This window comes from Lactobacillus pasteurii DSM 23907 = CRBIP 24.76 (genome assembly GCF_000297025.1).
GTDB classification, from domain to species: Bacteria; Bacillota; Bacilli; order Lactobacillales; family Lactobacillaceae; genus Lactobacillus; species Lactobacillus pasteurii.
The window spans coordinates 14,140-38,337 of sequence record NZ_CAKD01000021.1 but is presented as its reverse complement, the minus strand read 5'-3'; the positions used below and the strand labels follow the sequence as shown (position 1 = coordinate 38,337).

At 36.3% G+C, this 24,198-nt stretch carries 36 protein-coding genes; 32 read left to right on the top strand and 4 right to left on the bottom strand.

Going from position 1 to position 24,198, the window contains the following annotated elements:
* Nucleotides 1-109: 109 nt before the first annotated feature.
* The 4 genes from BN53_RS05215 (at nucleotide 110) to BN53_RS05200 (ending at nucleotide 3,057) form a co-directional block, all read left to right on the top strand.
* Nucleotides 110-964 carry a DegV family protein gene (locus BN53_RS05215; protein WP_009559879.1) on the top strand — a complete coding sequence of 285 codons (855 nt, stop codon included), beginning with the start codon at nucleotides 110-112 and terminating at the stop codon, nucleotides 962-964.
* Between the two features lie 7 nt (nucleotides 965-971).
* The gene (locus BN53_RS05210; protein ID WP_009559878.1) at nucleotides 972-1,199 is read left to right on the top strand and encodes a YozE family protein; all 228 of its coding nucleotides are present in this window, start codon (nucleotides 972-974) and stop codon (nucleotides 1,197-1,199) included.
* 263 nt (nucleotides 1,200-1,462) lie between these two features.
* Entirely contained in the window at nucleotides 1,463-2,302 is an 840-nt protein-coding gene (gene ylqF / locus BN53_RS05205; RefSeq protein ID WP_009559877.1) for a ribosome biogenesis GTPase YlqF, read from the top strand.
* Nucleotides 2,299-3,057 (top strand): ribonuclease HII, encoded by a 759-nt coding sequence (locus BN53_RS05200; protein ID WP_009559876.1) that lies wholly within the window; start codon nucleotides 2,299-2,301, stop codon nucleotides 3,055-3,057. Before ylqF ends, BN53_RS05200 begins: the two co-directional genes overlap by 4 nt.
* Nucleotides 3,058-3,336: 279 nt before the next feature.
* On the opposite strand, the gene BN53_RS05195 is transcribed toward BN53_RS05200, so the two are convergent.
* The 4 genes from BN53_RS05195 to BN53_RS10090 all read right to left on the bottom strand — a co-directional run bounded on the left by BN53_RS05195 (nucleotide 3,337) and on the right by BN53_RS10090 (nucleotide 5,977).
* Entirely contained in the window at nucleotides 3,337-4,503 is a 1,167-nt protein-coding gene (locus BN53_RS05195; RefSeq protein WP_009559875.1) for a tyrosine-type recombinase/integrase, read from the bottom strand.
* Between the two features lie 112 nt (nucleotides 4,504-4,615).
* The gene (locus tag BN53_RS05190; RefSeq protein WP_009559874.1) at nucleotides 4,616-5,158 is read right to left on the bottom strand and encodes a hypothetical protein; all 543 of its coding nucleotides are present in this window, start codon (nucleotides 5,156-5,158) and stop codon (nucleotides 4,616-4,618) included.
* 1 nt (nucleotide 5,159) lies between these two features.
* The gene (locus BN53_RS05185; RefSeq protein WP_162129758.1) at nucleotides 5,160-5,576 is read right to left on the bottom strand and encodes an ImmA/IrrE family metallo-endopeptidase; all 417 of its coding nucleotides are present in this window, start codon (nucleotides 5,574-5,576) and stop codon (nucleotides 5,160-5,162) included.
* Nucleotides 5,577-5,590: 14 nt separating this feature from the next.
* Nucleotides 5,591-5,977: a helix-turn-helix domain-containing protein gene (locus tag BN53_RS10090; protein ID WP_009559871.1), complete on the bottom strand. Its 387-nt coding sequence runs from the start codon at nucleotides 5,975-5,977 to the stop codon at nucleotides 5,591-5,593.
* 147 nt (nucleotides 5,978-6,124) lie between these two features.
* Between BN53_RS10090 and BN53_RS05175 the strand changes: the two genes are divergently transcribed.
* The 28 genes from BN53_RS05175 (at nucleotide 6,125) to BN53_RS05030 (ending at nucleotide 24,149) form a co-directional block, all read left to right on the top strand.
* The gene (locus BN53_RS05175; RefSeq protein ID WP_009559870.1) at nucleotides 6,125-6,340 is read left to right on the top strand and encodes a helix-turn-helix domain-containing protein; all 216 of its coding nucleotides are present in this window, start codon (nucleotides 6,125-6,127) and stop codon (nucleotides 6,338-6,340) included.
* 21 nt (nucleotides 6,341-6,361) lie between these two features.
* Entirely contained in the window at nucleotides 6,362-6,571 is a 210-nt protein-coding gene (locus BN53_RS05170; RefSeq protein WP_009559869.1) for a hypothetical protein, read from the top strand.
* A gap of 12 nt (nucleotides 6,572-6,583) precedes the next feature.
* The gene (locus BN53_RS05165; protein WP_009559868.1) at nucleotides 6,584-6,940 is read left to right on the top strand and encodes a hypothetical protein; all 357 of its coding nucleotides are present in this window, start codon (nucleotides 6,584-6,586) and stop codon (nucleotides 6,938-6,940) included.
* Nucleotide 6,941: 1 nt separating this feature from the next.
* The gene (locus BN53_RS05160; protein WP_009559867.1) at nucleotides 6,942-7,148 is read left to right on the top strand and encodes a hypothetical protein; all 207 of its coding nucleotides are present in this window, start codon (nucleotides 6,942-6,944) and stop codon (nucleotides 7,146-7,148) included.
* Between the two features lie 150 nt (nucleotides 7,149-7,298).
* Nucleotides 7,299-7,676 (top strand): hypothetical protein, encoded by a 378-nt coding sequence (locus BN53_RS05155; protein WP_009559865.1) that lies wholly within the window; start codon nucleotides 7,299-7,301, stop codon nucleotides 7,674-7,676.
* Nucleotides 7,669-8,580, top strand: coding sequence for a DUF1351 domain-containing protein (locus BN53_RS05150; protein ID WP_009559864.1), 912 nt, complete (start codon nucleotides 7,669-7,671; stop codon nucleotides 8,578-8,580). Before BN53_RS05155 ends, BN53_RS05150 begins: the two co-directional genes overlap by 8 nt.
* Nucleotides 8,581-8,585: 5 nt before the next feature.
* Entirely contained in the window at nucleotides 8,586-9,374 is a 789-nt protein-coding gene (locus BN53_RS05145; RefSeq protein ID WP_009559863.1) for an ERF family protein, read from the top strand.
* Between the two features lie 13 nt (nucleotides 9,375-9,387).
* A complete protein-coding gene (locus BN53_RS05140; protein ID WP_050992851.1) occupies nucleotides 9,388-9,684 on the top strand; it encodes a helix-turn-helix domain-containing protein in 297 nt (98 codons plus the stop codon).
* Between the two features lie 15 nt (nucleotides 9,685-9,699).
* Nucleotides 9,700-10,695: a conserved phage C-terminal domain-containing protein gene (locus BN53_RS09270; protein WP_009559861.1), complete on the top strand. Its 996-nt coding sequence runs from the start codon at nucleotides 9,700-9,702 to the stop codon at nucleotides 10,693-10,695.
* The gene (locus BN53_RS05130; protein ID WP_009559860.1) at nucleotides 10,679-10,921 is read left to right on the top strand and encodes a hypothetical protein; all 243 of its coding nucleotides are present in this window, start codon (nucleotides 10,679-10,681) and stop codon (nucleotides 10,919-10,921) included. The genes BN53_RS09270 and BN53_RS05130 overlap by 17 nt, the downstream gene beginning before the upstream one ends.
* Entirely contained in the window at nucleotides 10,922-11,152 is a 231-nt protein-coding gene (locus BN53_RS05125) for a hypothetical protein (RefSeq protein ID WP_009559859.1), read from the top strand.
* A gap of 252 nt (nucleotides 11,153-11,404) precedes the next feature.
* Nucleotides 11,405-11,902 (top strand): helix-turn-helix domain-containing protein, encoded by a 498-nt coding sequence (locus BN53_RS05115; RefSeq protein WP_009559857.1) that lies wholly within the window; start codon nucleotides 11,405-11,407, stop codon nucleotides 11,900-11,902.
* Complete coding sequence (locus tag BN53_RS05110) at nucleotides 11,895-12,116, top strand: basic helix-loop-helix domain-containing protein (RefSeq protein WP_009559856.1); 222 nt, start codon at nucleotides 11,895-11,897, stop codon at nucleotides 12,114-12,116. The genes BN53_RS05115 and BN53_RS05110 overlap by 8 nt, the downstream gene beginning before the upstream one ends.
* Nucleotides 12,117-12,127: 11 nt before the next feature.
* Nucleotides 12,128-12,589, top strand: coding sequence for a hypothetical protein (locus tag BN53_RS05105; RefSeq protein ID WP_009559855.1), 462 nt, complete (start codon nucleotides 12,128-12,130; stop codon nucleotides 12,587-12,589).
* Nucleotides 12,590-13,241: 652 nt separating this feature from the next.
* Nucleotides 13,242-14,354, top strand: a complete 1,113-nt coding sequence (locus tag BN53_RS09425) for a DUF4417 domain-containing protein (RefSeq protein WP_009559853.1) — start codon at nucleotides 13,242-13,244, stop codon at nucleotides 14,352-14,354.
* Between the two features lies 1 nt (nucleotide 14,355).
* A complete protein-coding gene (locus BN53_RS05090; RefSeq protein WP_009559852.1) occupies nucleotides 14,356-15,120 on the top strand; it encodes a toxin glutamine deamidase domain-containing protein in 765 nt (254 codons plus the stop codon).
* Between the two features lie 22 nt (nucleotides 15,121-15,142).
* Nucleotides 15,143-15,379, top strand: a complete 237-nt coding sequence (locus tag BN53_RS05085) for a hypothetical protein (RefSeq protein ID WP_009559851.1) — start codon at nucleotides 15,143-15,145, stop codon at nucleotides 15,377-15,379.
* A gap of 65 nt (nucleotides 15,380-15,444) precedes the next feature.
* On the top strand, nucleotides 15,445-16,128 hold the full coding sequence (locus BN53_RS05080; RefSeq protein ID WP_009559850.1) for a helix-turn-helix domain-containing protein: 684 nt from the start codon (nucleotides 15,445-15,447) through the stop codon (nucleotides 16,126-16,128).
* Entirely contained in the window at nucleotides 16,097-17,401 is a 1,305-nt protein-coding gene (locus BN53_RS05075; RefSeq protein WP_009559849.1) for a PBSX family phage terminase large subunit, read from the top strand. Before BN53_RS05080 ends, BN53_RS05075 begins: the two co-directional genes overlap by 32 nt.
* Nucleotides 17,402-17,416: 15 nt before the next feature.
* Nucleotides 17,417-19,069: a phage portal protein gene (locus BN53_RS05070; RefSeq protein ID WP_009559848.1), complete on the top strand. Its 1,653-nt coding sequence runs from the start codon at nucleotides 17,417-17,419 to the stop codon at nucleotides 19,067-19,069.
* The gene (locus tag BN53_RS05065; protein WP_236695153.1) at nucleotides 19,035-20,186 is read left to right on the top strand and encodes a phage minor capsid protein; all 1,152 of its coding nucleotides are present in this window, start codon (nucleotides 19,035-19,037) and stop codon (nucleotides 20,184-20,186) included. Before BN53_RS05070 ends, BN53_RS05065 begins: the two co-directional genes overlap by 35 nt.
* A gap of 91 nt (nucleotides 20,187-20,277) precedes the next feature.
* Complete coding sequence (locus BN53_RS05060; RefSeq protein WP_009559846.1) at nucleotides 20,278-20,901, top strand: phage scaffolding protein; 624 nt, start codon at nucleotides 20,278-20,280, stop codon at nucleotides 20,899-20,901.
* A 16-nt stretch (nucleotides 20,902-20,917) separates the two neighbouring features.
* The gene (locus tag BN53_RS05055) at nucleotides 20,918-21,937 is read left to right on the top strand and encodes a hypothetical protein (RefSeq protein WP_009559845.1); all 1,020 of its coding nucleotides are present in this window, start codon (nucleotides 20,918-20,920) and stop codon (nucleotides 21,935-21,937) included.
* Between the two features lie 13 nt (nucleotides 21,938-21,950).
* A complete protein-coding gene (locus BN53_RS05050) occupies nucleotides 21,951-22,337 on the top strand; it encodes a head-tail connector protein (RefSeq protein WP_009559843.1) in 387 nt (128 codons plus the stop codon).
* The gene (locus BN53_RS05045; RefSeq protein ID WP_009559842.1) at nucleotides 22,330-22,698 is read left to right on the top strand and encodes a putative minor capsid protein; all 369 of its coding nucleotides are present in this window, start codon (nucleotides 22,330-22,332) and stop codon (nucleotides 22,696-22,698) included. The genes BN53_RS05050 and BN53_RS05045 overlap by 8 nt, the downstream gene beginning before the upstream one ends.
* Nucleotides 22,698-23,093 (top strand): minor capsid protein, encoded by a 396-nt coding sequence (locus tag BN53_RS05040; RefSeq protein WP_009559841.1) that lies wholly within the window; start codon nucleotides 22,698-22,700, stop codon nucleotides 23,091-23,093. The genes BN53_RS05045 and BN53_RS05040 overlap by 1 nt, the downstream gene beginning before the upstream one ends.
* The gene (locus BN53_RS05035; protein WP_009559840.1) at nucleotides 23,083-23,514 is read left to right on the top strand and encodes a phage capsid protein; all 432 of its coding nucleotides are present in this window, start codon (nucleotides 23,083-23,085) and stop codon (nucleotides 23,512-23,514) included. The genes BN53_RS05040 and BN53_RS05035 overlap by 11 nt, the downstream gene beginning before the upstream one ends.
* Nucleotides 23,514-24,149, top strand: coding sequence for a phage tail tube protein (locus BN53_RS05030; protein WP_009559839.1), 636 nt, complete (start codon nucleotides 23,514-23,516; stop codon nucleotides 24,147-24,149). Before BN53_RS05035 ends, BN53_RS05030 begins: the two co-directional genes overlap by 1 nt.
* The last annotated feature ends 49 nt before the right edge of the window (nucleotides 24,150-24,198 follow it).

The following is a 24,198-nucleotide window of genomic DNA, read 5'->3' as shown; positions in this document are numbered from 1 at the left end:
TCAATCCAATCTGTTATTTTAATAAAGAATTTTTTTGTTATACTAACTTTATACGCTAGCTCACATTTTAGCATAAATTATGAGCTTAATAGAATTGAGGGCGAAAACGTTGACAAAGATTAAAATTATGACTGATTCCTCTGTTCAATTGACAGAAGAAGAAATCAAGCAATATGAAATTACCGTAGTACCTTTAACCATTTCGATTGAAGGCAAGACTTATGTTGATGGTGAAGACATCAGTCGAAGCGAATTTGTTGAAAAGATGAAAGCAGCTGAAGAATTGCCAAAGACAAGTCAACCATCTATCGGTAGATTTGTTGATGTAATTAAGCAACTGACTGAAGATGAAGATACTGAAGTTATTGGAATTTTCTTAGCTAAGTCTCTTAGTGGAACAATCGATGCAGCTAGACAAGCAGTCGAAATTGCCGATCGAGAAGACAGAGTAACAATTATTGACTCAGAATTAACTGATAGAGCAGAAGGCTTGCAAGTTTTGGAAGCGGCTAAGGATGCACAAGCTGGCAAATCTAAGCAAGAAATTATTGACCACGTTAATCAAATTAAGTCCGGTCAAAAGTTGGGCATGATGGTAGTAGATTTGAAGAATTTGATCAAGGGTGGTAGATTAGGAGCCCTATCTGGTAAGGTTGCAACTTTATTGAACATCCGTATTGCTCTTTCTATGCCTAATGGTCAACTAGAAGTTGATAAAAAGGGTAGAGGAAAGAAGTTCTCTAAGGCATTTGACGAAAATATTCTCAAAGATATCGAAGAAAATAAAGATCGAATCTCAGACGTTGGCATTTCTTACGTCGATACGCCAGACGAAATGGAAAAATTAGCTGATAGAATTCGTCAAATAAATCCAGAAATTAACGTTTTAGTAAGACAAACCAGTCCAATTATTGCAACGCACGCAGGCACTGGCGCATACGCAATTTTATACTATTTGAGGTAGAACTTAGATGTACAGAGAGAGTTTTTATCGATTTTTGATGACTCAAATTGATCCAGGATCACATGATGACATAGCTGAATTTGCCAACAATGCTCAACACGATTCTACATTTCCAAAGCAAGAACAGGATTATGAGGCTTTGGCAGATTATTTAGAATTAAATGCGGGTTATTTGCCAGAGATGTCAATCTTTGACCGTGCATACGAGTTATACCAGGAAAAGATGCAGTATTAGTTCTGGAATGATTTTTTAAATAAGTTTTGATAATTTGAGCGATTGATTTAGGTTGATCGCTTTTTTTATCGGGTGGAGAAAGAAGATTTTTTGTTTCAGTAAAATACAATTCTAATTAGTTGTTACTAAATTTTATTAAAATGAAAAACAATCAGACAACTGTTGAAAACACCCCATCAAAAATGATAAATTAAGCAAATAGGAATTGCGCAAAAGTAGTTTTCATCATGTTAAGAGTAATGAAATGAGAGGAAGTTTTTATTATGGCAACTATTCAATGGTATCCAGGTCATATGAATAAGGCTAGAAATCAATTAGAAGAAAAGATAAATCTAATTGACGTAGTAGTAGAAGTTTTGGATGCAAGAATTCCAAGCTCATCACGCAATCCAATGATTGCAGATTTAGTTGGTACTAAGCCACACGTAATTATTTTAAATAAGGCTGACCTAGCGGATCCCGTTTTGACAAAGGCATGGCAAAAGAAGTTGCAAACTAATGGCAAATTTGTTTTGGCAATGGATTCACTTCACAATACCAACATGCAGGGACTTATTCATCTGATCAAAAAAGCAGCCAGCGAAAAAACTAAGAAGTTGGAAGAAAAGGGTGCCGTGAATCCTACCATTAGAATTGCATTTGCTGGAATTCCAAACTGTGGCAAATCGACCATCATTAACCGACTAGTTGGGCGTAACGTGGCAGAAGTAGGAAACAAACCAGGTGTTACTAAAGGGCAAACTTGGTTAAAGACATCTACAAACATTCAAATTTTGGATACACCGGGGATTCTTTGGCCTAAGTTTGATGACCAAGCAGTAGGTTATAAATTGGCAGCATTTGGCGCAATCAAGGATACAGTATTCCACGCTGACGACGTTGCTTTATTTACGATTAAGTTGCTGCGTCAATACTACTTAGCAGAATTAGTCAAGTTTGCTAGATCAACTAAAGAACAAATTGAACAAATTTCTGATACTGATTTACTATTAGCATTGACCGATATTTATGGTATGAGAGATGACTATGATAGATTTTCCTTGTACATGTTGCAACGTTTGCGTAAAGGAAAGATTGGAAAGATAACATTAGATAGACTATGACAATTACCGAAATAAAGAATTTACTTAATGCAGATCAAGTTTCTACCGAATTATTGGAAGAACTTGCTGATGATCAGCGTGCAGGCGTGAAGAAACTCCTGCTTAATTATCACAAGAAGCAAGAAAAGCTTCAAGCTAAAAAGATGGAATTCCAAAAACGCTTTTCATATGAAGAAAAGTTTTGGAAAAAGGGACAAATTGTAGCTGGAGTAGATGAAGTAGGTAGAGGACCATTGGCTGGACCAGTTGTAACAGCAGCGGTAATAATCGATAGTAGCTTTGATTTGTTAGATGTTAACGATTCTAAGAAATTAAGTCCGCAGAAAAGACTGGCACTGTATCCTAAAATTCTTGAACAGGCCGTAGCTGTAGCAGTTGGCGTTAAAGATGCCGAAGTAATTGATCAAATCAATATTTATGAAGCAGACCGCCTAGCTATGGCCCAGGCAGTTAACAACTTAAGTATAAAGCCAGATGCCTTGCTAGTAGATGCCATGAATGTACCAGTCGACATCCCTCAAGTTAAGTTAATTAAGGGAGACGCCAAGTCAAATTCAATCGCGGCAGCATCGATCATAGCCAAAGTGTTCCGTGATAAATTGATGGATGATTACAATGAGTTATATCCTCAGTATAAATTTAACCATAACGCAGGATACGGAACGGCAGATCACCTTAAGGCCTTAGAAATGTATGGCCCAACACCAATCCATCGTAAGTCATTTGAACCCGTCAGCAGATTCTTTCAAAAATAGCTGAGTAAAATAAAAGCTCTGGATTAACCCAGGGATTTTTGACGTTGTTCAAGCAACTTTATAATCCTAAAAAGTAAATTTTTTCAAAAAAATCAAAAATAAAAAAAGAAAACTCCATTTTTTGCGTAAAATTGCAAATCCTTTGATATATAAAGGATTTGAGAGGGTTAGAAAATAGCAAAGAAGACAAAAAGAAGACGAAACTAAAAGCCACCCGTTTAAAGGGTGGCTTTTAGGTATGTTTAACAACAAATTCTTAACTACGATGCTAAAAGCATTTTACAACTTATCGACAATCGTTTCAAGCTTATCCTTACTTTCAGATAGCATGTGATAATAGATTTGTTCGGTGGTTTTGGCTGATTCATGACCTACACGCTTCTTTATGTCTTCTAAGGGAACGCCCAAACTTGCTAACTTTGAAATATGCGTATGTCTAAAAAAGTGAGTAGTGATATTTTTATTAATACCGGCTTTTTTGGCTGCACGTTTTAAATACTGGTTAGTGCTTGTATAAACTAATGGCATTTTTTTATTAGTGAAAATGAACTGATTATCATTCTTGTTAATGCAATGCTTTTTTACAATTTCGCTTGCTTTTGGTGGCAAATATACGACTCTCATACCGGCGTTTGTCTTAGTTGCTTTACGCTTGATGGCTTGATTATTAGATTTATGTTTTTTCACTAAGATTCCATTGATGATAAGAGAATATTTACCGTCTATCTTTTTGAAGTCCTTAACTTGCAGACCAGATATTTCAGAAAAACGCAAACCTGTTAAATACATGGTTTCGAAAAGATCAGCATAATTAATTTTACCGGCCTTCTTAACATAATCAATCAGATCTTTATATTCTTTATCAGTTAGATATTTGTTCTCTATGAGTTTAACGGCGTCTATCCTATGTCTTTTTAGTCTTAATCCTAGAATTGGATTAGTCTTTATGTAGCCGAACTCTATACCGTAAGTGAACAAATGTAAGAGCGCTGCACGCCTAATATTGCAATATGAATGAGAATATTTTTGTTGCATTCTATCAAAGTATTCCTTGAAAAACGGAACATCCAAATTGCTAATGATTGGGTCTAAGTCATTCAAAGAATTTATGTACTCTTTTATATGAGTTTGGTAGACCCAATAAGTTTGATATGAAGGATCTAGCTCAGCCTTATCTTTATTCAAATTGTAATGCTCGCAATAGTGCTTAAAAAGGGTTCTAAGCGTGATATTGCTAGTCCCTAGGTTACCTAAAGCTAATTCTATTTTTTCACTTAATATGGCCCGTGCGTGCGCCTGTGCTTGCTTTGTCTTTTTGGCTAGCGTGCAAGAAACGGACTTATATTTCAACGAACCAGGTTTTGAAGCATAAGGGTCAAGGTATTTCTGTGTATACTTAAATTTACCACTAGGTAGGGCGGTAATAGTCATTGAATATTCTTTCATTTTTCTACCCCATTTTTGATATAATAGAGTAGTCTTAATATGAGTTAAGGCTACATGTTTTATAAAAAGGCAACTATGATGTTTGGCGACGGAGTAGCTGCCTTTTTTGTATTTACTTACTAAAATCAATTGGCTTTAAATGATGCTTTTTAAAGTAAGCATTGGATTTTTTGGCTAATAATTTTGGATTTTTATAATAGGTATTCAATATCTTTTTTAACGGCTTAAATTGCTTGTCAGTAAGCTTGTAAAAAAGATTGTCATCACTATCATCATCAAACCAAGTTGCTGGGTAGTAATCATAATTAATTGTGTGGAACCAACTTAAATCATCAACACTTCTAAAAGAACAATGCTTGTAATCATTTATAGTCCAACCCCAATTAACGCCACGTGCACGAATTGCTACTGTGTCACCAGGATTTAAAATATATGCTTTTTTATATCTATTTAAAGCAGCATATTTACCTGGAATAACTTTATAAACCTGTGTTTTTTTCTTGATTTCAACTCGGTAAAACTTCCTAGTATATTTAATCCAACTAGGACTTTTAGCAGCATGAACTGGATTGTTTCCTACTAGTGCACCAGTTGCACCTGATAAAAGAGCTACACAAGCACTAGCTAATGCTAACTTCTTAACTAATTTATTCATTTTAACCGACCATTCTAAAATAATTCTCTAAAAGATAATAACAACGTTTAGGAATACAAAACACCTCAGCAAATTTAAACCAGGTATCAAAGCAAAAATCGTTTATTTTACAATATTCCAAAAACATTTTTAAAGCGTATCTGTCAGCATTTGAGTCAGTTCTTAAACCGTTGATAGGGGAACTGTCAAAATCCAAACGGCTATGCTTTAACATCAAGTGTGCTATTTCATGCGCTATGATGAACGGCAATTCATTTGGATCAGATAGATTAGTATTGATAACCATCATTCTAGTATCTGGATAGCTAGCAGACGGGTCATCAAGGCCAACCTTAACCATTATGAAGCCAATACCATTTTCAAACGCAAAATTTAAAAGATATTCTATCAAACGTTCTCTATTCCGCTTATTACTCAAATCAATCATCTCTTTTATAGATCATCAGCTACATCCCTTTTAGGCACCTTATTATTTTTGGCATATGTTTCAACAATTGAACGATAATAATCGTTTAAATCATCAGGTATAACACCCTTATACGGTAAACCTAAATCCTTATAGGTGGGTTTATGACTTGGAGCAGTGTCAGCATCTATATCTTTACCAAAAGAATCAACTCCTAAAATATCTTCTACATGAACATGTAATGCTTTTGCAAATTCAGGCGCTCTATTAATAGGAAACTCCCTTGTGTGGTTAAAATATCTGGAAACACCAGATTTAGCCATTCCAACTCTTCTAGCCAGTTCACTTATTGATACACCTTGTTCTTTACGAAGTTCATTAAGGTAATCTATTATTTCGCTACTTGATCTCATTTAATCAACTCCTTTAATTAATATAATACCCCAAATGTTGACAAAAAAATACTTTTTTTATACTTTTTGATATTTTTTGTTGACAAAAAGAAACGATAGTTATAATATAAAGATGTTCACAAAAGAGAACGAAAGGAGAAAAGTTACATGGAGTTTGATCTTAAAAGGCTAAAAGCCGAAAGAGTGGCCCAAGGACTTACTCAGGCCGAATTAGCCCACAAGATAGGCATTAGCACTAATACCTATTGGAAAAAAGAAAACGGCCAACGTGATATAGGCATAGATGAATTCATTAAAATCATGTCTGTATTAGGTTTTAGCAAAGAACAACTTCCACTTTTTTTTACTAAAAACGTTCACTAAAGTGAACAAAAAGGAGGAAAAATGGAGAAAACAGTTACTCGTAACGAGTTAATGGAATTAAAACATTACTCGTTAAGCACTTATTACTTAAGACGTGCGGAGTGCTTAACTAGCCCATATGCATCAGCATTAGTGTTTGATGGCAATCGAACACTTATCAAGCTTGATCTTTGGGATAAGTTCATTGAATGGAAATCAGACAATAAAAAGCGTGAGCTTTTAGGAATTTAGGAGGTAGAAAAAATGGAACCAATTACTTTGATGGTTAATGAATTAAAAGATCACGGTTGCGAAGTTTTAAGCAACCATGATGTAAAAGGATTGGGCAACTACTGCTACATAGTTGTAAATCCTGATGGGTGTGAAGCGCTTATGCAGTACCACCCATACGGTGAACTCATTGAGCTAGTATTTGACAGTTTTAGTTACATTTCAATTGACTTGCACGCTTTAAGTTGGGGATTTTTTAAAGCAAGTTCAATCAAGTTGAAAGCTAAACCAGATGAAAAAACTGATCTAAATACTGTATTTTATCAAGTTGCTGATTTGTATGAAAACTATCACACAACAAAATTCAAGAATATTAGAAAGAAGGTTTAATATGTTTGGTTTTGATGATGATGATTTTTTTGGTGACATTCCGGCGCCTAAAGGAAGCTGCAAACTTGATTACATCATGAATGATGTTTGTGATGTAATCAGCAAAATTACTTTTTGGGTTTTAGTGATTGGCGGAACCCTAGGAGTGATAGAACAAGTAGTAATTGCGATAACCAACGCAATTTTAAAAGCTAAAGGATTGAGGTGAGATTGTGAGACCTGAGAGCAAAAGATCAGATAAATATGATGATGTAAAGCAAAGATTGCTAGAAGCAAGTAACGCAATTTTTGCTGATAAAAGAAAAAAGACCGCTAACAAATAGCGATCTTATAAGAAAACCTAAGGAGATTATAGCACATGCTACAAAGTAAAGAAATAAAGTTCTATCAAGATTTGGATTACTTAGAAATATTGGTTCATGCTGATCCTTATGCATTAGTTGTCTGGGTTGATGACATAGAAGCAACTATTAGTGATTGTTCTGAGTTGCAAAACAAAGATCAATACCAGTTCAAATCAGTGTATGAATTTTTAGAGTGGCGTTTAAGTGAGTTAAACAATGATTTAAATGCATTAGCTGATGAATTGGGTTACAACCGAGCACCCGGGATAATTGATAGATCAGATTTTATTTTTGATCTAATAGCTAATAGCAATGATAACTTTGAAGAGTTCAAAGATTGGCTAGCTGAAAGTTATAACTGTTACAGATTAGAGGATAGATGGGATGACTAAAATGCAAGAATTGGTACCAAACAAGGTTAATCAAATAAGTTTTGCAAATAAAAAGTTTGCAGTAACTTTTGAACCGGCCAAAATCAATTTCCCCGAATATGACCAAATGGCACAAACCGTTGATCAAATAGCTAACGAATACGCTAATTGGGAAGTTAAGCCAGAACGTATTAAAGAGTCAAAAGCCGTTAGAGCGGATTTAAACCGGCTTAAAACTGGGATCAATAGAGTGAAGATTGACATCAGCAAACAAGCTGATGCGCCAGTTACTGAGTTCAAGCGAAACATTAAGGTTTTGCTTGATAAGATCAATGCTACATCTAGCAAGATTGATCAAGGCATCAAACAGCTAGAAGACAAGGAAAAAGCAGACCGACACAGTATTAATATAAGGTACATTGCAAAATTGGCTGATGTGTCCGGTATTGATCCAAACCAGATTGAATATGATTCTAAATGGGACCTGAAAACAACCAGGTTTGAAACGATTGATAAAAGTATCAATCAACAAATTCAAATCCTAGTTGCAAAACAATTGGAGTTTGAAGAAAACGTAAAGGCCGTTAAATTGCAAGCTCAAACATTAGGTTTGCCTGAGAGCCATTGGATTAATGAACTCACTAGCAAATCACTTAGCACGGTTTTACAAGAAATGACTGCTTATAAAAAAGACGTGGCTGCAATTGCTAAAAAACAAGCGGAGACAAAACAAAAAGAGCAAAAGGATCTTAAAAAACAGGGTAAATACCTTGTTGATCCTGAGACAGGTGAAGTAAAAGAAAAACTCTATGATTTTAGTTTAGAGTTCTATGGCGTCACTTCTTATCAAATGGACCAGTTAAAACGGTTTATTAAAGATATGGGTATTAAAGCCGGTAACGCTCATACATTGAAGAGGAGATAGAAAAAATGGAAATTATAGGAAATTCGGAGCAATTCTCAAACTGGGCTAAGCATTTCAACGCCGTTAAGGCGCTGATCATTCAACCCAAAAAGACACATTCCGTGTCGGTAAAGATGAAGAACGGCCAACGCTACAACTATAAATATGCTGATTTAGCAGGCGTTGATAAAGCTATTCAACAAGCCGTTAACCAGGTTAGGGATAAAGACGGTTTACCTTGTCTTAATTATTCCGTTGATGCTGGTATTGATATTGACGGAATATGGGCCGAAACGCTAGTCATTGACAGTTCGGGTTGTGCCGTTAAATTGTCAAAATTATGGTTTAAGTCAGCAAACGTTGGTAATGCTCAATCATCCGCATCCCTACTTTCATATGCTAAAAGATATTCTTTATCAGCTTCTTTTGGCATAGCTAGTGAGGATGATGATGATGCACAACAGTTCGTAAACAATCAGCCAGAACAGCCAGAACAACCACAAGCACACTATTTAAACGATAGTGAATTGAATAGCTACATGGTTGTATATGCTGGTAGACGGCTTAAATTGGCTGATCTTATGCAAGATGCTATTGATGGTGATAAAGACGTTCAAAATTGGATCAAGTCAGAACGTGACCCACAAACAGTCATAGCAATTAAACAGCTGAGTGATATTTATAAGCGTTCTGCTAAGAAGGTTGAACCCAAACCAGAACCAGTAGAACAAAAGACGGAGGATAAAACCATTAAAGAGCTGGTTGATGGTCATGAACCAGAAAATCCAGAAAATTTGTTTGATGGTTTGGAATAGTGAGGCATTAAAAATGATCATCAGAAAAATTGATAGTGTTACGAATGTTCCAAACCAAATAATTAATGCTGATAATTTATCATTTAAAGCCCGTGGAATATTTGTTTACTTATGGGCACAAGTTAAAAATGGTGGCGAACAAGATTTTAAAAAGCTTGTTCAACACACACCCGAGGGCACAACCAGTATTAGAAGCGGATTGAAAGAGCTAGAAAACAAGGGCTATTTAAAAAGAGACAAAAAGCGATATACCAATGGGCAATATAAAGAGTCATTTTGGATTTTATCAGAGTACGGGGATTTGAAATAAGCTAGGTGCGAAAAAATGGAACAATTCGAGGGATCAAATTACTTCTTGTACATTCCGGCAAAAGTTGCACATGATACAAGATTTAAATCTTTTAGATCAATAATTTTATACGGTGAGATCAGTTCAATTCTTAACGTAACTAACAAATGCTTTTTAAGCAATAAGAAGTTAGCAGAGAGATTGAATTGCACAGAACGAACAATTCAAAAGTGTTTGCAAGAATTAAAAATCCTTGGCTACATTGAAACAAAAAATATTGTTGATCCAGAAAGTGGAGCAGTAATTAACAGAGAAATTTATTTTCCAACTGATGTAAAAAAGCAAAGTGAAGAAATAGATTTCACCGGGGAGGTGTCCCACAGTTCGGGGGACGGGCGAACTACAGGACGCAAACCAGGTGAACCACAGTTCGCCATAATAGAACATATTAATAAAACAAATAATAGAACTAATATATATAGTTCCGCTGAACCGGAACCCGTTGTTAACGATAAGCCTAAAAAGCAAAAGCCGAAAAAGCAAGTTCAACAAGTTCAAAAGTGGGTAAAGCATGAAGAGGCAATAAAAGAAATTATTGATTATCTAAATGCTAAGCTAGGCACTAATTACAGCCCAACCACAAAAGAGACTGTAAACTTTATCAAACAGGATTTTGAAAAGGGTCATGGTGTCTATGACTTAAAACAGGTCATAGATAACATGTATGATGCATGGATTGGAACCGACATGTTTAAATACATGCGACCTTCAACCTTGTTTAGGCCTAGCCACGTTGAGAACTATTTAAATCAAGGTCAGCTGCAAAAGCAGAATAAAGCAAAACGGCCGGTTGCTTTTGGTGGTTTTGTCAAACGCAAAACCGAACCTAGCCCAACCGAGTTAAGCCAGGTACACCAAAAGAACTATGATTATCAGCAAAAGCAAAACAAAGTAAGCCCTGAAACATTGGATTACTTGGACAACGCTTTTAAAGACCTAGAAGGGAATGATGCTGATGACAATAGCCGGTAAAGAACTAAATCTTTTAAATATCAGTGATATTAGCACTGATGAATTACAAGCTTTTGCGGAGCTGATTGACAAGGATTTAGATCCTACAAAATACAAAGAGGGACTTAGAAGGCTTATTCATATTGAAATTGTGGCCCGTCAAGAAATTGATACAGTCGTTCAAAAGCGTGATAAGCAAAGACAGGCCGTGTATGAACTTTACGAGTTAAAGAAGGGGGAACAGTAGTTGCAGCAAACATTCACAGTTATCAAGATTGATAATGACATCTTATGGACTGATTACGATATTTATTATTTGACTGATTTGATTGATAAAGCCGATAAGAACAAGCTTTTTAAACTTAAAGCCCATGAAGTTCGAGGCAAAAATGTTTACTCAAAAGAGTATTACACGTTTATCAATTTAAACCGAATAGCCGTTATAACAACGGTTGATTATATTGGGGAGGCTGAGTAATGAAGGCCGGAACCGTCAAACTATCGTATGATCAATTCTTGCTTTTGCGTGAGTACAAAAAGCGATTGAATTTATCGTGTGATGCATTAGCAAAAGAGTTGGATCTATGTAAGCCAACAGTTGTGAAAGTTTTGAGAGATAGACGTACAAACATCTATCCAAAAACCAAAAACAAAATTGAATTTTGGCTTTTAAGGCAACAAATTCACAGGCTTTTGACTAGTGATATTAGGATGATTAGGAGTTAGCAGCATGAGTTATAAATTGCTGAAAGAAGCACGACTAGCAAAAGGATTATCACAAACGCAATTGTCCAAACTATCAGGGATTAGACAAGGATCTATTAGCCAGTATGAACACGGTATTTGTAAGCCGGATATAAAGACTTTTTGGAAGTTGGCAAACGTGCTTGGAATTGATGACAAGTACGAGGATATTTTCCCTAACTTAAAACGACAAGTTTTGGAACTTGAAATTGAAAATAAAAAGTTAAGAGCAAAGATTGACGAGCTACAAAAGGCGAACTTTTTTAAAAATATTCTTGGTATTAGATATTTGATTGACAACAAAAACGTTAAACAAATGCTTGATGATACCAGGCTTGTTAACAAGCCAATGAAAAATTATAGCCAGATAGTCATAGAACTGGAAGACAACGATAGAACGGAGCCAATAGCAGTCATTACAAATGATAGTTTTGAAGTGTCCAAACATTTCAAAGTGATTAGGAAGGTTGTATTCAATGATTGATATTTACGACAAAGAGTATGAAGACGGTTTTATTTTCGAAGATCCAAAATATGCTGCACACTATGAGCATTTTAAGGTATTAAACAAGCGGATTGATTTTCTTGAGAAACGTAACAAGCAGTTAGATCAAGAAAATCAAGCATTAAGCCAAAAATTAGCAAGTTATAAGAGCATGGTTGAAGTGTTATTTGAAATTATGAAGGACAAAAAGTAGGAGTTGATATTGTGGGCATTGATGATATTGAAACAACAAAGAACGTTAAATCATTCTTTGAGAGCGATTTTTGGCATTACGTTCAACAGGGTGGGATACACCCTAATCAGTTATCAAGTCCACAACTAGACGGTATTTCAGCTCACACAAACATTAACGGGCTTGAAAGTTCATTAATAAATCAAATGAACAAGGCCGACCGAGCACAATACCTAGCTACAACCATTCTAATTGCCCTGTTTGATTGTTCTGACTTTGAGTATGAAAGACATAAAACAATCATGCATAGGTTGTTTGTAAAGCATATGACACAGGAACAAGTTTGTATTAGCCTTAATTTTTCCCAATACCAGTTAAGAAAACAACTAACGTTGGGATGCATTGAGTTTGCTGAGAGATTGAATTATTGGCGGATCAAAAGGGATGCAACCGAATTGCCAAATTTAATCGTAGAAAAAACGAATGATATTTAATATATTTTAACGAATATCAATATTTATTCAAAACCACTTCAACAACTCAAAGTCGTATATTGATATTGTTGAAAGATTGAGATAGATCTTTCAACTGATACCAAATACCAATATTCCATTTTTTCTGTCATTTAGTTATTTCCTCCGCTAAAAAATAACTATTTGAGTAACTGATTTTACGTCTCATATACGGCAGCATGAAAGATTAAGCTTAACAGTTGGTGCAATTCCAACCATGCTGCATAGGCTAGCAATAGCCTAATTAATTTCGTGTTAATCGGTGGGCGTTCTACAAGTGCTAGAATTAAGAATTAAATTTAGTTGTTAAATAACATAGAGTCTTACTTGTGACGGTGGTGCGATACCACCAACGCCTTTTGCCACCTACCAAGGGTGGCACTGCTTCTAATTTCATTGATAAAGCACTTATAATCTAGAATTTCGAATTAGTAAACTTGGTGGTTTGCCGACAGTCTAACCCACCTTTATCAGTGATTAACGTGGGTTACGTGGGTGCAATTCTCACGGGCAAACTTAGAAGGCAGAAAATAAACTTTTTTGTTAATGCTACAAGCGCAGTTATAACGGGATTAGTTGTAATCGTGCTTATCTTATATATCATAGAAAAATTTATAGATAGGAGATGATCAGCATGAAGGATTTAAAAAACTTTGAATTTGGGACAATCAAAAGATCACAAATTAAGTTTGCTGATTACAATCCTAGAAAAATTGACAAAAGTAACCAGGATAAACTTATTAACGCTATCAAAGATCATGGCTTAATTGAACCGGTTGTTTGGAACCAAAGAACCGGGGTTCTGGTTGGTGGTCATCAGAGATTAACGGCAGCAGATACTATTTATCAATCTAATGATTATGATGTACCAGTTGCTATTATTGACGTTGATACTAAGACAGAAAAGAAGTTAAACGTTCAGTTAAACAATCCTAGCCTACAAGGAAGTTGGGATTTAGATGAACTGTTGAAACTGTCAGATGATGTATCGTTTGAAGAAATGGGTTTTGATCAGTCAGATATAGATAGCATGTTTGATGGTCAAGTTGCTTTTAGCAATGATGATCCTAATGATTTATCTGATCCGTTATCAGATGATATTGATGACAGTGATAGTAGTTTCGAGCCAAGCTTTCAGAATGCACAAAAAGCAATTTTTGATGGTGTGGGTGATTATGATATTCCTGAAATAAAAGGCGTTGATCATATTGATGACGTTAATTGGATTAGTTTTAACATGCTTAAAACGTATAAAGATGATAAACCGTTTGGAGTGCATCACTTCATAGATGATTACCAGTTTGAACGCGAGTGGTCACACATAGATGTTCAAGTTGAACGTTTAAAGCGTGCTAAGTATGTAACTAGTCCTGATTTCAGCTTATACATGGACTTCCCAAAGGCGCTACAAATTTATAACCATTTTAGGAAACATTGGATAGCTGCGTATTTTGAACAAAACGGTATTCAAGTAATTCCTACCATTGCATGGAGTGATGAGGATAGCTGGGCTTGGTGTTTTGACGGGGAACCGGTAAACAAGCCGGTTGCAATTTCTAGCGTGGGTGTCATGAACAGTGAACAAACAAAAGATGCATTTCTAGCCGGTTATACCAAGATGATTGAAGTTCTTAACCCGTCGCAGATTCTCTATTATGGGGACATGTTACCAGAGCTAGAAGACGATAGCACAATTATTAGATTAGATTCATTTACAACGCAACTAAGAAAGAGGGTAAATAATTAATATGGGTGGTCGTGGTGCAAGTTTAAAGAAAAAGAATAAAAACAATCCTAGTAATAGCAAAAAAGGCAATAAAATTAAAGTAGACAAAAATACTAAAATAGAGCAAGTTGAAGGTGGCATGAGTATTGATACCGCAGACAATCACAATGCTAATCCTAACTACATGGGTGGTAGAAAAGCACTAGCTTTATACAATACTAAAAATAGGGAATTTAACGCACTTAGTACTAAAATTGAGCAGAAGCAAGCTGAGTTTAAGCGTAATCCAAGTCCTGGTGCTAGAAGAGAATTGCAATCGTTAATAAGTCAAAGAAAACAAAAAGCCCAAGAGTTGTTGCAAATGCAATGGACTTCTAGAGGATACTCCGAGAATTGTCAAAGATCAGTTATTGCATATGAATTAAGAAGACGTGGCTACAAAGTAACTGCACAACCAGCACCAACAAAAGGGAAAGATACAGGATATAGACCGGCAATTTTAGCATTTAAAAATCGTGAAAATATCAAATTGCCAAAAACTGTTGCTAAGCGTGGCGATTATATTGATAGTAAGCTTAAATCGAAACTTAAAGCGGGTGAACGTGGCGTTATTACATTCCATTGGCGTGATCCTGATGGTAAAAGAACATATGGTCACACGATTAATGTTGAACGTAAAAAGAATGGTAGTCTACTTTATGTTGATTCACAAATTGGCAAAAAGAGTAAGAAGTTTAACGATTATATCGCTGGGAAAAATGGTATCATTAGACGTAACAGTAATTAGTTTTAGTTAAAGGAGACAGAAAATGGATGTTTTTGATAAGCCCTTAACAGTCGATCAGTGCAAAGAAATTGCAGATAAATTTTGCAAAGATAATGATTTAGAGTTAGGAATTTTTGAAGGCAAAAATATTGATGGTCAAAAAATTGATGGTTATTGTTTTGCTGCCTTCAATCCTGATGATGAAGGTAAATTAGTTGGGTATCCGTTGCATATCATTGTTGATCATTTAAGTGGTGTGGCAATTCCAGTAAGATTTTAAATTTAGAGTAGTTTAACCGCTACTCTTTTTTTGTACCCTAAATTAGTAAAGAAGGTGATCAGTTTGTGGCAAAAGCTAAGTATTCAGAGTGGTTAAAATCTGAAGGCTTGGAAAAATTGACAATGTGGGCACGTGATGGGCTTACAAATGATCAAATTGCTGAAAAAATGGGCATATCACGGTCAACACTGCAAGACTGGTGCAATAAGTATCCGGACATATCGGACGCATTAAAAAAGGGTAAGGACGTCGTAGACGCAAAAGTTGAAGACTCTTTAATAAAAACAATTAATGGTTATAAAACAGAAACCCTTGTATACCGCAATGTTAAGAAGTCGGAACTAAAATTAAAGGCTGACAGAACCGTATATATGAACCAGTACAAACTTGATCATCCGGACGCGACAAAAGAAGAAGTCCAGATAGCGACTTTAAATGGCGTATCAGAGTATGAAGAAATTCTAGCAACTAGAACCGTTCATGAAGTCGGACCTAATCCAACTGCTATTATGTTCTGGTTGAAGGCTAGAAGACCGGACATTTACCGTGATCAGTCATTTGCACGGCTTAACGAAGCAAACGCTAAGAAGACCGAAATTGAAGCAAGAATTGCTGAAACGCAGCTTAAACAACTTAAAGAGGCTGATAATCCAAGCAATCAAACAATCATTGTTGATGATGTAGCAAAGATGAAAGAACTGATTAAGAAGGATAAAGATGAAAACAGTACAGATAACCAAACAGATTAACCCGCATTTCTATGATATGTGGCTAACTGATAAGCCCTATATTGTTTGCAAGGGTGGCCGTGGTTCTTTTAAAAGTTCTGTTATCAGTCTTAAACTGGTTACCATGATGATGAACTATATATCAGAAGGTAAAACAGTTAATGTTATCAGTATCAGAGAAAACGCAAACTATTTAAGAGACAGCGTTTATAATCAAATTCTTTGGGCTATTGGGATTTTAAACGTACAAAACGAATTTAGAACAAAAGTAAGCCCGTTACTTATTCAACACGTTCAATCAGGTTCCACTTTTTATTTTTACGGAGCCAATGACCCAATGAAATTGAAGTCTAATATCGTTGGAAATGTTATTGCGATTTGGTTTGAAGAGTTTGCCAACCTTAAAAGCGTTGATGTTTTTGATCAATCAGTTCCTACTTTTATCAGACAGAAGCCGGACTTCATAGACAAGACAAAAATATTTATTAGTTACAACCCACCACGTAACCCTTACAGTTGGGTTAATGAGTGGATAACTGATAGAGAAACTGATCCAGATTACTTTATTGATACTAGTAGTTACTTAGATGATGAACTTGGATTTACGACAGAACAACAATTAAAGCTTATTGAACGTTATAAGCAAACTGATCCGGACTATTACAGGTGGCTTTATCTAGGGGAAGCGGTCGGGCTTGGTACCAACGTTTATAACATGAAGTTGTTTAAGTACGCTGATAAAATTCCTGATGATGAATATCTTATTGATATTTTCTATGGTATGGACATTGGTTTTATGCGGTCCGCAACGGCCTGTGTCGCTTGTGGTTTTACAAATAAATACAACTTGTATTTGTTGGAGACCTGGTATTATGACCCTTCAAAGTATGAATTAAAAAAGAGCCCGGAACAACAGGCAAAAGGCGTTCATGCATTTGTTGAGCATATAACCGATAAATACGGGATGTATCCTAGTAATATGACCCTTGATAGTGCTGATGGTGGTTTATATACGCAATATTGGAATATGTATAATGTGCAATGGTCAAAAGTACGTAAACTAAGTGAAGATGCAATGATTGACCGGGTACAGGACTTATTAGCACAGGGCCGTTTTTACGTTGTGAAGGATCCTAGCAATGATATTTTCATAGAGGAGCACAAAAAATATCGTTGGGATGATCAAACTATAAAGAGTGATCATCCGCACGTTGTAAAAGAGGATGATCACAGTGTTGATGCATTCAAATATTTAGTTTTAGACAATGAACAAGAATTAGGTTTGTCAGTATAGTAAGGCGGTGAAAAAATGACCGTATTAGACAAGATAAAAAGCTTATTTAAAAAAGGTGGTGAACTGATAGGGATGCAACAGGTTAAAAGTTTAAATGCTATCACTGATGATCCTAGAATTAAGGTGCCGGCTAAAGAATACGAAAGAATAGCAAAAGCAAAACGCTACTACCAAGACGAATTGCCAAAAGTTACCTACTATGCAATGGGCAACAAAAAAGAACGTAAAATCAGTTCTATTAACCTTTTAAAAATGGCTAGCCAACGTTTGGCGTCTTTGATTTTTAACGAGCAATGTTCTATCAAGGTTGATGATGATGCATTGCAGCAAATTCTTGATGAAACTTTCAAGAATGAAGACTTCTATACTTCTTTTGAAACTAACCTAGAAAAATGGATTGCGTTAGGTTCGGGAGCTATCCGCCCTTATGTGGAAGATGACCAAATCAAACTAAGTTGGGATGATGCTACAAGTGTTTATCCGCTTAAAGCTAACACAAGCAAGGTAAAAGAGATTGCATTAACTCGTAAAATTCAAAAGGTAGAAAATAACGCGGCGGTTTATTATACGCTAGTTGAATTTCATGAGTGGCTGCCTAAAGTTACAAATGAAGACGGTTCTAGTTACTATCCTTATAGGATCACAAACGAACTTTACAAGTCAAATGATCATGATGCGATTGGTTCAATAGTTCCACTTGATAGTATTCCGGAATTTGAAGGATTGCAACCGCAAACCACTTTACAGAACCTAACAAAACCGCTTTTTGCCTTTTACCGCAATGCCGGCGCTAATAACAAGAATTTCATTTCACCGCTAGGAATGGGCTTATGTGACAACTATTGGAAAACGGTTGATAACGTAAATGAAGTTCATGATGGTTTCGCCTGGGATGTTAAAACCGGTTATAGACGTGTTACAGTTCCTAGAAGTTGGGTTAGACGTGCCGAACAAGTAAATGGGAGACAGATTCCACAGGATCAGCAACTATATTGGGATCCTGATGATGCCGTATTTATTCCGGTAAATTCTCGCAATGATGACAGTTCGGCTTTTAAAGATCTAGCAATTAATATTAGAGTTGATCAATATGCTAGCGCAATGGACTTCTTTTTACACGAATTTGAAAATGAAGTTGGATTGTCACAGGGAACTTTTACCCGCACTTCTAGCGGAGTCCAAACCGCAACAGAAGTTGTAACAAACAACTCTATGACCTATCAAACCAGATCAAGTTACTTAACACAGGTTGAAAAAATGCTTGATCAATTAGTTTATGCTATTGCACAACTCTTACAAATTCCGGACTTGTGGAGCGATAACAAGCCCCGTTGGAGCGGTGATATTAGCAAGTTAACCATTACACCGGATTTTAATGACGGCGTATTTATTGACCAAGACACACAACGTGCACAGGACTTAACAGCCGTTGCAGCCGGCGTGATGCCAAAAGTTGAATTTATCATGCGAAACTATGGCAAAACTCGTGAGGATGCTGAAAAGTGGCTAAAAGAGATTGAGTCAGAACAAGCACCGTTACCACCTGATCAAGAATTAAGCTTGTTCCCGGCCCCGGCTGAAAATACGGCTAACAACGATAATAAAAATGATGAAAGTGATAAAAGTGATGTAAGTGAACCAGATAAGCCAAAACCAACTGATGAATAAAGCCGGCGGTATTGCTGATTACTATGCTGAATTGGAGCAACAATTGTTTTACATTCTAGTTGATGTATTCAAGCAAACCAGACCGCAATTATTAAAGGCTGATGATGACCCACAAAAAATAGTAAGGTGGCGTTTAGAAGCATTAAGCAAGTTAGGCGGATTGACAAAAGACGTTGTTAAACTTATCAGCAAAAATATTGGTATTCCGCAACAACAATTGATAGATCTTATTGAATCGGATGGTTTGAAGGTGGCAAAAGGCTTTAATAAAGAACTTTCAACCGCACTAAAAAAGCCAAACATTGATGTTAGTTTAGCTGAAAGATCTATTATTAACAGCTATGCAAGTCAAATGTTTGTTGGTATCAATAACTATGTTAACCAAACGCTTCTAACTACTAATTATGGCTCCAATACAGTTGCTAAAACGTATCAAAAGGTTATAGATAAGACTGTATTAGATGTTTTAGTTGGAAAAAAGAAGGCTAGCAAGGCTTTAAACTCAATTATTTACCAGTGGCGTGATAATGGTATGAAGTCAGCGCTGATAGATAAAGCCGGTCATGCATGGAGTTTGGAAGGCTACACTAGAACGGTCATTAATTCCACTACTAGCCGTGTCTATAATGATTTACGTGTTCAATCTATGAAAGATTTTGACAGCGTGCTTTGTGTTATGAGTTCTCACGTTGCAGCACGGCCGGCGTGTGCTCCTATTCAAGGCAAAGTTGTTTGCATAGTACCGCACAATGACCCACGTTGTGACAATAATTATCCTAATATCTATGATCACGGTTACGGGGAGCCAGGGGGAACCCAGGGCGTCAATTGTGGTCATACTTTATGGCCTTATATCAAGGGTATAAGCGAAAACCACCAACCGCAATATGACCCAAAAGAAGCCGTTCAAAAGATGCAAGTATTGCAAAAGCAACGATATTTAGAACGAGGCGTACGTGCTAGCAAACGCAAATTAGAATTAGCAAAAAGATTAGGGGATACGGACGGAATTGCTAAATATTCCGCTAGTGTTCGTGGCTACCAGGCTAAATTAAGACAGATTGTAAAAGATCATGATTACTTAGCTAGACAATACGAACGAGAAAAAATAGTTTAAAAATTGACCCGAGCAAGTCGTTAAAAGGCTTATTTTTTATGTCCTGTCGTGGTCGTACCACGTATAAAAAATACGTTAGGAGAGAGAAACAGTGGAAAGAGAATTTTTGGAAAAACAAGGGTTAAATGCCGATCAAATTAAATCAGTTATGGAACAGTTCGGCAAAGATATTAATAGCCTTAAAACTGCCAACGAAACCAAGTTAAACGATTTAAATGGTCAATTAGAGACCTATCAGCAACAAATTTCAGAACGTGATAACCAATTGAAGGATCTATCAAAACTTACTAAGGATAATGAAGAATTATCAAAGAAGTTTGAAGACGCTCAGAAGACTATTACAGATAATGATAAGAAGTTTCAAAGTCAATTGTTGCAGCAACGCAAATCTTTTGCGATTGAACAAGCATTGACTAAGGCCGGCTCATACAATAACAAGGCCTTGATGCCTTTTGTTGATATGGACCGCATTAGTACTGATGACAAGGGGAACTTCTTACATTTAGATGATGTAATTGCTGATGTTCGTGAAGCATTTCCACAAGGATTTAAATCCGCTGAACCAAAACCAGAACCAAAACCAGTGCCAAAAATTGTGCCTACTGGCAATGGCTCAAATGATATTGAGACTGATCCGGCTAAGATGTCATATGAAGAAAGTGTAAAGCTTTACAACGAAAATCCGAGCCGGTGGCGTCAATTATTTAGTAAATAGATAGGAGTTTTATTATATGGAAACAAATACAGCAAACATGTTTGTTCCTGAAGTCTTTAACGCATACGTTTTAAACCAAATGACCAAGACAAACCGCCTAGTTCAATCTGGTATTTTAACGCCTGATACTACCCTAGCCGGTCAATTGACCCAACCGGGAACTACTATTACAGTGCCTTTTATCAATGATTTGGATGATGGTGATCCTGATGTATGGCAAGACACAGCTAATATTACTGTTTCAAACCTAACTAGTGGTAAGCAAATTGCCCAGAAGTTCTACCAAGCAAAAGCATTTGGCTACACTGATCAATCACAACTTATTTCAGGTGCTCCAATATATCAAACTATCGTTAATAGATTTTCTAATTACTGGCTAGCACAAGATAGCAAGATGTTACTTTCAACTTTATCCGGTATTTTTGGCGTTTCAAAGATTCAAAATACCAAGTTGTTTGACGCAACCGCTAAGACACCAACAGAGGCCAATTTTTCTGCAAAAGGCTTTATTGGTGCAAGTGCCTTGATGGGTGATATTGCTGATCAAACTCTTACAGCTATTGCCGTAAACTCAGCAACGTATGCACAAATGAAGGCAAACGGCTTGATTGATACCATTCAACAACAAAACGCAGCAACTCCTTTTGGAACTTATAACGGATTGACTATTGTTGTTGATGATCAAATTCCAGTTGATTTATCAGATAAGAGTAAGCCAACAACCACTTCATACATTTTTGGCCGTGGTTCTGTCGCATACTCACAAACATTGTATGCATCAGCTCAAAAGCGTGAAGAACTTGTTAACGGTGGTCAAACTGATGTGGTTCAAAAGCGTGTTGGTACTATTCATGTTATTGGTACTTCAATTAAGAGCCCAGTTGCTAATGCATCCCTTAAGGATTTTGCTAAGAGTTCAAATTGGGAAGTCGTTGATGGTATTGATCCTAGAACAATTAAAGTCGTTGGCTACAAGTCTACCCTTGATCCTACTTTTGTCGTTGGTGCTGAAACTACTAGCGGTCCTAAAGGTTAAAGGATAACTGATCATGCTGCTAACATATGATGATTATAAAAAGTTCGGCGGTACCCTTGAAGAAAAAAAGTTCTTAGCATTAGAACAAGATGCAGAGGATTTAATCAATCCGCTGATTAACTTTTACTATGAAACTAATTCAATTGACGATGATACCGATTATTATCGTGTTCGATTGGTCAAAAAGGCAGTATATTTACAAGTCCGTTATACCGATGATCTAGGTGCGTCAACGCCTTATGGCATGACAGAAAAAGATATTAAAAGCGTATCTATTGATGGCACTAGTGTTTCAACTGGTTCAAGTGCCACTGATTATGCTGATGGTGGTATTTATAGTTTGTCAATCGACTATCTTTATCAGTCTGGCTTGATGTTTCGAGGTATTCCACATGCTTAAACCACCAAAATCAATGTTTCAGGACACTGTTAAGCTAATTTCTTCAATTGACGACGGAGACACTTCTAATAGCAATTTGGACGTATACGGAGAAAATAAGACAACAACCGAGATAAATATTTCTAATTGTCGCTTTATTCTGCGTACCGTTTACAGTGGTAGCAATAACGACCGTCAAGTTGTATCTAATGCTACTGTTGTGTTTATGAACGGTTATACAGAGCCTTTTTACGATTTTAGCGATAAAAATCAGGGGGATAAGTTGGTTTTTAACGGTAAAGAGTACACGATTACAAGCATTAACCGTGATATAGAACCCTTTACTAGTCAGGTCTATCAATACAAGGTAGGTGTAATCTAATGGGCGTTAAGGTTAAGGTTGATTTAACTCAGCTTAACAAGCGATTTTCGCAAAAAAGATTGAGATTTGCTAAGCTTGCAATGGCTAATGAAGCTTTACAGGCTATGAATAAATATGTGCCCAGTAGTTCAATGGGTCAGAACGAAAGCGGAGCCACTTTACGTGGTATGACTTTTGTTGATGATAGCGGGGACTATATTAATTACAAGGTACCTTATGCACGCGCTCAATTTTACGGTAAAGTTGGACCTTATCCAGGCTATCCAGTAAAGAAGTACACAACGCCTGGTACGTCAAAACGATGGGATTTAAGACTAAAAGGCAACAAAGAAGAATTTAAAGCGGTTGGTGACGCTTTTATAAAAGGTTTAGAGTGGACTGAAAATGCTGATTAATGACCTACAGGAAGCGATAGCTAAGAACATTAACGATCATATTGATTCAGGTTCATTCACGTATTTAAAGGATCATATTTACATAAAATTTATTGATAAAGATGATCTAATTGGATTAGTACCACTACCAGGATCACATATGATTAGTAAGGATTATAGCGGTTTAGAGTTATGGTTATACAACTATGAAGTAACTTTAAAAACTAAATCGCGTGCACTTGCACATAACAGATTGTTCGAGTTATCGCAATTTCTACAACAATTAAATGAGACCCACGACTTACAAAGTAATAATCAGTCGTGGGTTTTTGATTCCATTGAAATACGCGAGCCGGCGGAAGTTCAAGAAGACTTACAAGGTAAAGCGACTTATTCAATGGATTTTAGTATCTATGTTTATAAACAAAAAGGAGTTAAATAATGGCTGAAACAAATCAAACTAAATTTATGCCAGGTACAAAGGCTGATGCAAATGGGTTCCCAGAAAACTTTGTGAACCGTATCTTTGTTGATACTAAGCCTAGTGTTGATGAAACTGGTGATGTTGATCTAGATGATGTTACAACCGGTCAATGGGCTTGGCTTGCAGCAGGAATTACAAGCGTAACACCAAGTGCAAACGAAACTACCACAAACGACGCTTACTATGATGGTGGTGGCTTTACTGAAACCGATGTTACTGGTAAGCAAGTTCAACTTGCAGTATCTGGTAACCGTAAAGTTGGGGATCCAGCACAAGATTATGTATCTGATATGTTTTGGAAATTCTCTAATGCAGTTAAAACCCGTGTTATTTGGATTAACAACGGTCATCCAGTAATCGCAAAGGCTACAATTACGGCGGTTGTTCCCACTGGTGGTAACGCAAACGCTAAGCAAACATTCTCATTTACTATTGCATTTAACGGTCGTCCTAAAGAATTTAACGGACAACTTACAATGGCTGCCACTGCTAAGCCTGCTATCTATACCGCAACTGTAAATACTGAAACACAACCACAAGGCGAAGCAACTTTTGTTGAAGCGGTCGTAAATGATGAAGTTAGTAAAGGCTAGTTCTAGCCCGGTTGTAAAACCCGAAGTAACAAGCCCTAAATCAGAACAA

Coding starts and splice junctions, on each gene's coding strand:
- BN53_RS05210 (WP_009559878.1), top strand. CDS start 972: ATGTACAGAGAGAGTTTTTATCGATTTTTGATGACTCAAATTGATCCA.
- ylqF (WP_009559877.1), top strand. CDS start 1,463: ATGGCAACTATTCAATGGTATCCAGGTCATATGAATAAGGCTAGAAAT.
- BN53_RS05200 (WP_009559876.1), top strand. CDS start 2,299: ATGACAATTACCGAAATAAAGAATTTACTTAATGCAGATCAAGTTTCT.
- BN53_RS05195 (WP_009559875.1), bottom strand. CDS start 4,503: ATGAAAGAATATTCAATGACTATTACCGCCCTACCTAGTGGTAAATTT.
- BN53_RS05190 (WP_009559874.1), bottom strand. CDS start 5,158: ATGAATAAATTAGTTAAGAAGTTAGCATTAGCTAGTGCTTGTGTAGCT.
- BN53_RS10090 (WP_009559871.1), bottom strand. CDS start 5,977: ATGAGATCAAGTAGCGAAATAATAGATTACCTTAATGAACTTCGTAAA.
- BN53_RS05175 (WP_009559870.1), top strand. CDS start 6,125: ATGGAGTTTGATCTTAAAAGGCTAAAAGCCGAAAGAGTGGCCCAAGGA.
- BN53_RS05170 (WP_009559869.1), top strand. CDS start 6,362: ATGGAGAAAACAGTTACTCGTAACGAGTTAATGGAATTAAAACATTAC.
- BN53_RS05165 (WP_009559868.1), top strand. CDS start 6,584: ATGGAACCAATTACTTTGATGGTTAATGAATTAAAAGATCACGGTTGC.
- BN53_RS05160 (WP_009559867.1), top strand. CDS start 6,942: ATGTTTGGTTTTGATGATGATGATTTTTTTGGTGACATTCCGGCGCCT.
- BN53_RS05155 (WP_009559865.1), top strand. CDS start 7,299: ATGCTACAAAGTAAAGAAATAAAGTTCTATCAAGATTTGGATTACTTA.
- BN53_RS05150 (WP_009559864.1), top strand. CDS start 7,669: ATGACTAAAATGCAAGAATTGGTACCAAACAAGGTTAATCAAATAAGT.
- BN53_RS05145 (WP_009559863.1), top strand. CDS start 8,586: ATGGAAATTATAGGAAATTCGGAGCAATTCTCAAACTGGGCTAAGCAT.
- BN53_RS05140 (WP_050992851.1), top strand. CDS start 9,388: ATGATCATCAGAAAAATTGATAGTGTTACGAATGTTCCAAACCAAATA.
- BN53_RS09270 (WP_009559861.1), top strand. CDS start 9,700: ATGGAACAATTCGAGGGATCAAATTACTTCTTGTACATTCCGGCAAAA.
- BN53_RS05130 (WP_009559860.1), top strand. CDS start 10,679: ATGACAATAGCCGGTAAAGAACTAAATCTTTTAAATATCAGTGATATT.
- BN53_RS05115 (WP_009559857.1), top strand. CDS start 11,405: ATGAGTTATAAATTGCTGAAAGAAGCACGACTAGCAAAAGGATTATCA.
- BN53_RS05110 (WP_009559856.1), top strand. CDS start 11,895: ATGATTGATATTTACGACAAAGAGTATGAAGACGGTTTTATTTTCGAA.
- BN53_RS09425 (WP_009559853.1), top strand. CDS start 13,242: ATGAAGGATTTAAAAAACTTTGAATTTGGGACAATCAAAAGATCACAA.
- BN53_RS05090 (WP_009559852.1), top strand. CDS start 14,356: ATGGGTGGTCGTGGTGCAAGTTTAAAGAAAAAGAATAAAAACAATCCT.
- BN53_RS05085 (WP_009559851.1), top strand. CDS start 15,143: ATGGATGTTTTTGATAAGCCCTTAACAGTCGATCAGTGCAAAGAAATT.
- BN53_RS05075 (WP_009559849.1), top strand. CDS start 16,097: ATGAAAACAGTACAGATAACCAAACAGATTAACCCGCATTTCTATGAT.
- BN53_RS05070 (WP_009559848.1), top strand. CDS start 17,417: ATGACCGTATTAGACAAGATAAAAAGCTTATTTAAAAAAGGTGGTGAA.
- BN53_RS05055 (WP_009559845.1), top strand. CDS start 20,918: ATGGAAACAAATACAGCAAACATGTTTGTTCCTGAAGTCTTTAACGCA.
- BN53_RS05050 (WP_009559843.1), top strand. CDS start 21,951: ATGCTGCTAACATATGATGATTATAAAAAGTTCGGCGGTACCCTTGAA.
- BN53_RS05045 (WP_009559842.1), top strand. CDS start 22,330: ATGCTTAAACCACCAAAATCAATGTTTCAGGACACTGTTAAGCTAATT.
- BN53_RS05040 (WP_009559841.1), top strand. CDS start 22,698: ATGGGCGTTAAGGTTAAGGTTGATTTAACTCAGCTTAACAAGCGATTT.
- BN53_RS05035 (WP_009559840.1), top strand. CDS start 23,083: ATGCTGATTAATGACCTACAGGAAGCGATAGCTAAGAACATTAACGAT.
- BN53_RS05030 (WP_009559839.1), top strand. CDS start 23,514: ATGGCTGAAACAAATCAAACTAAATTTATGCCAGGTACAAAGGCTGAT.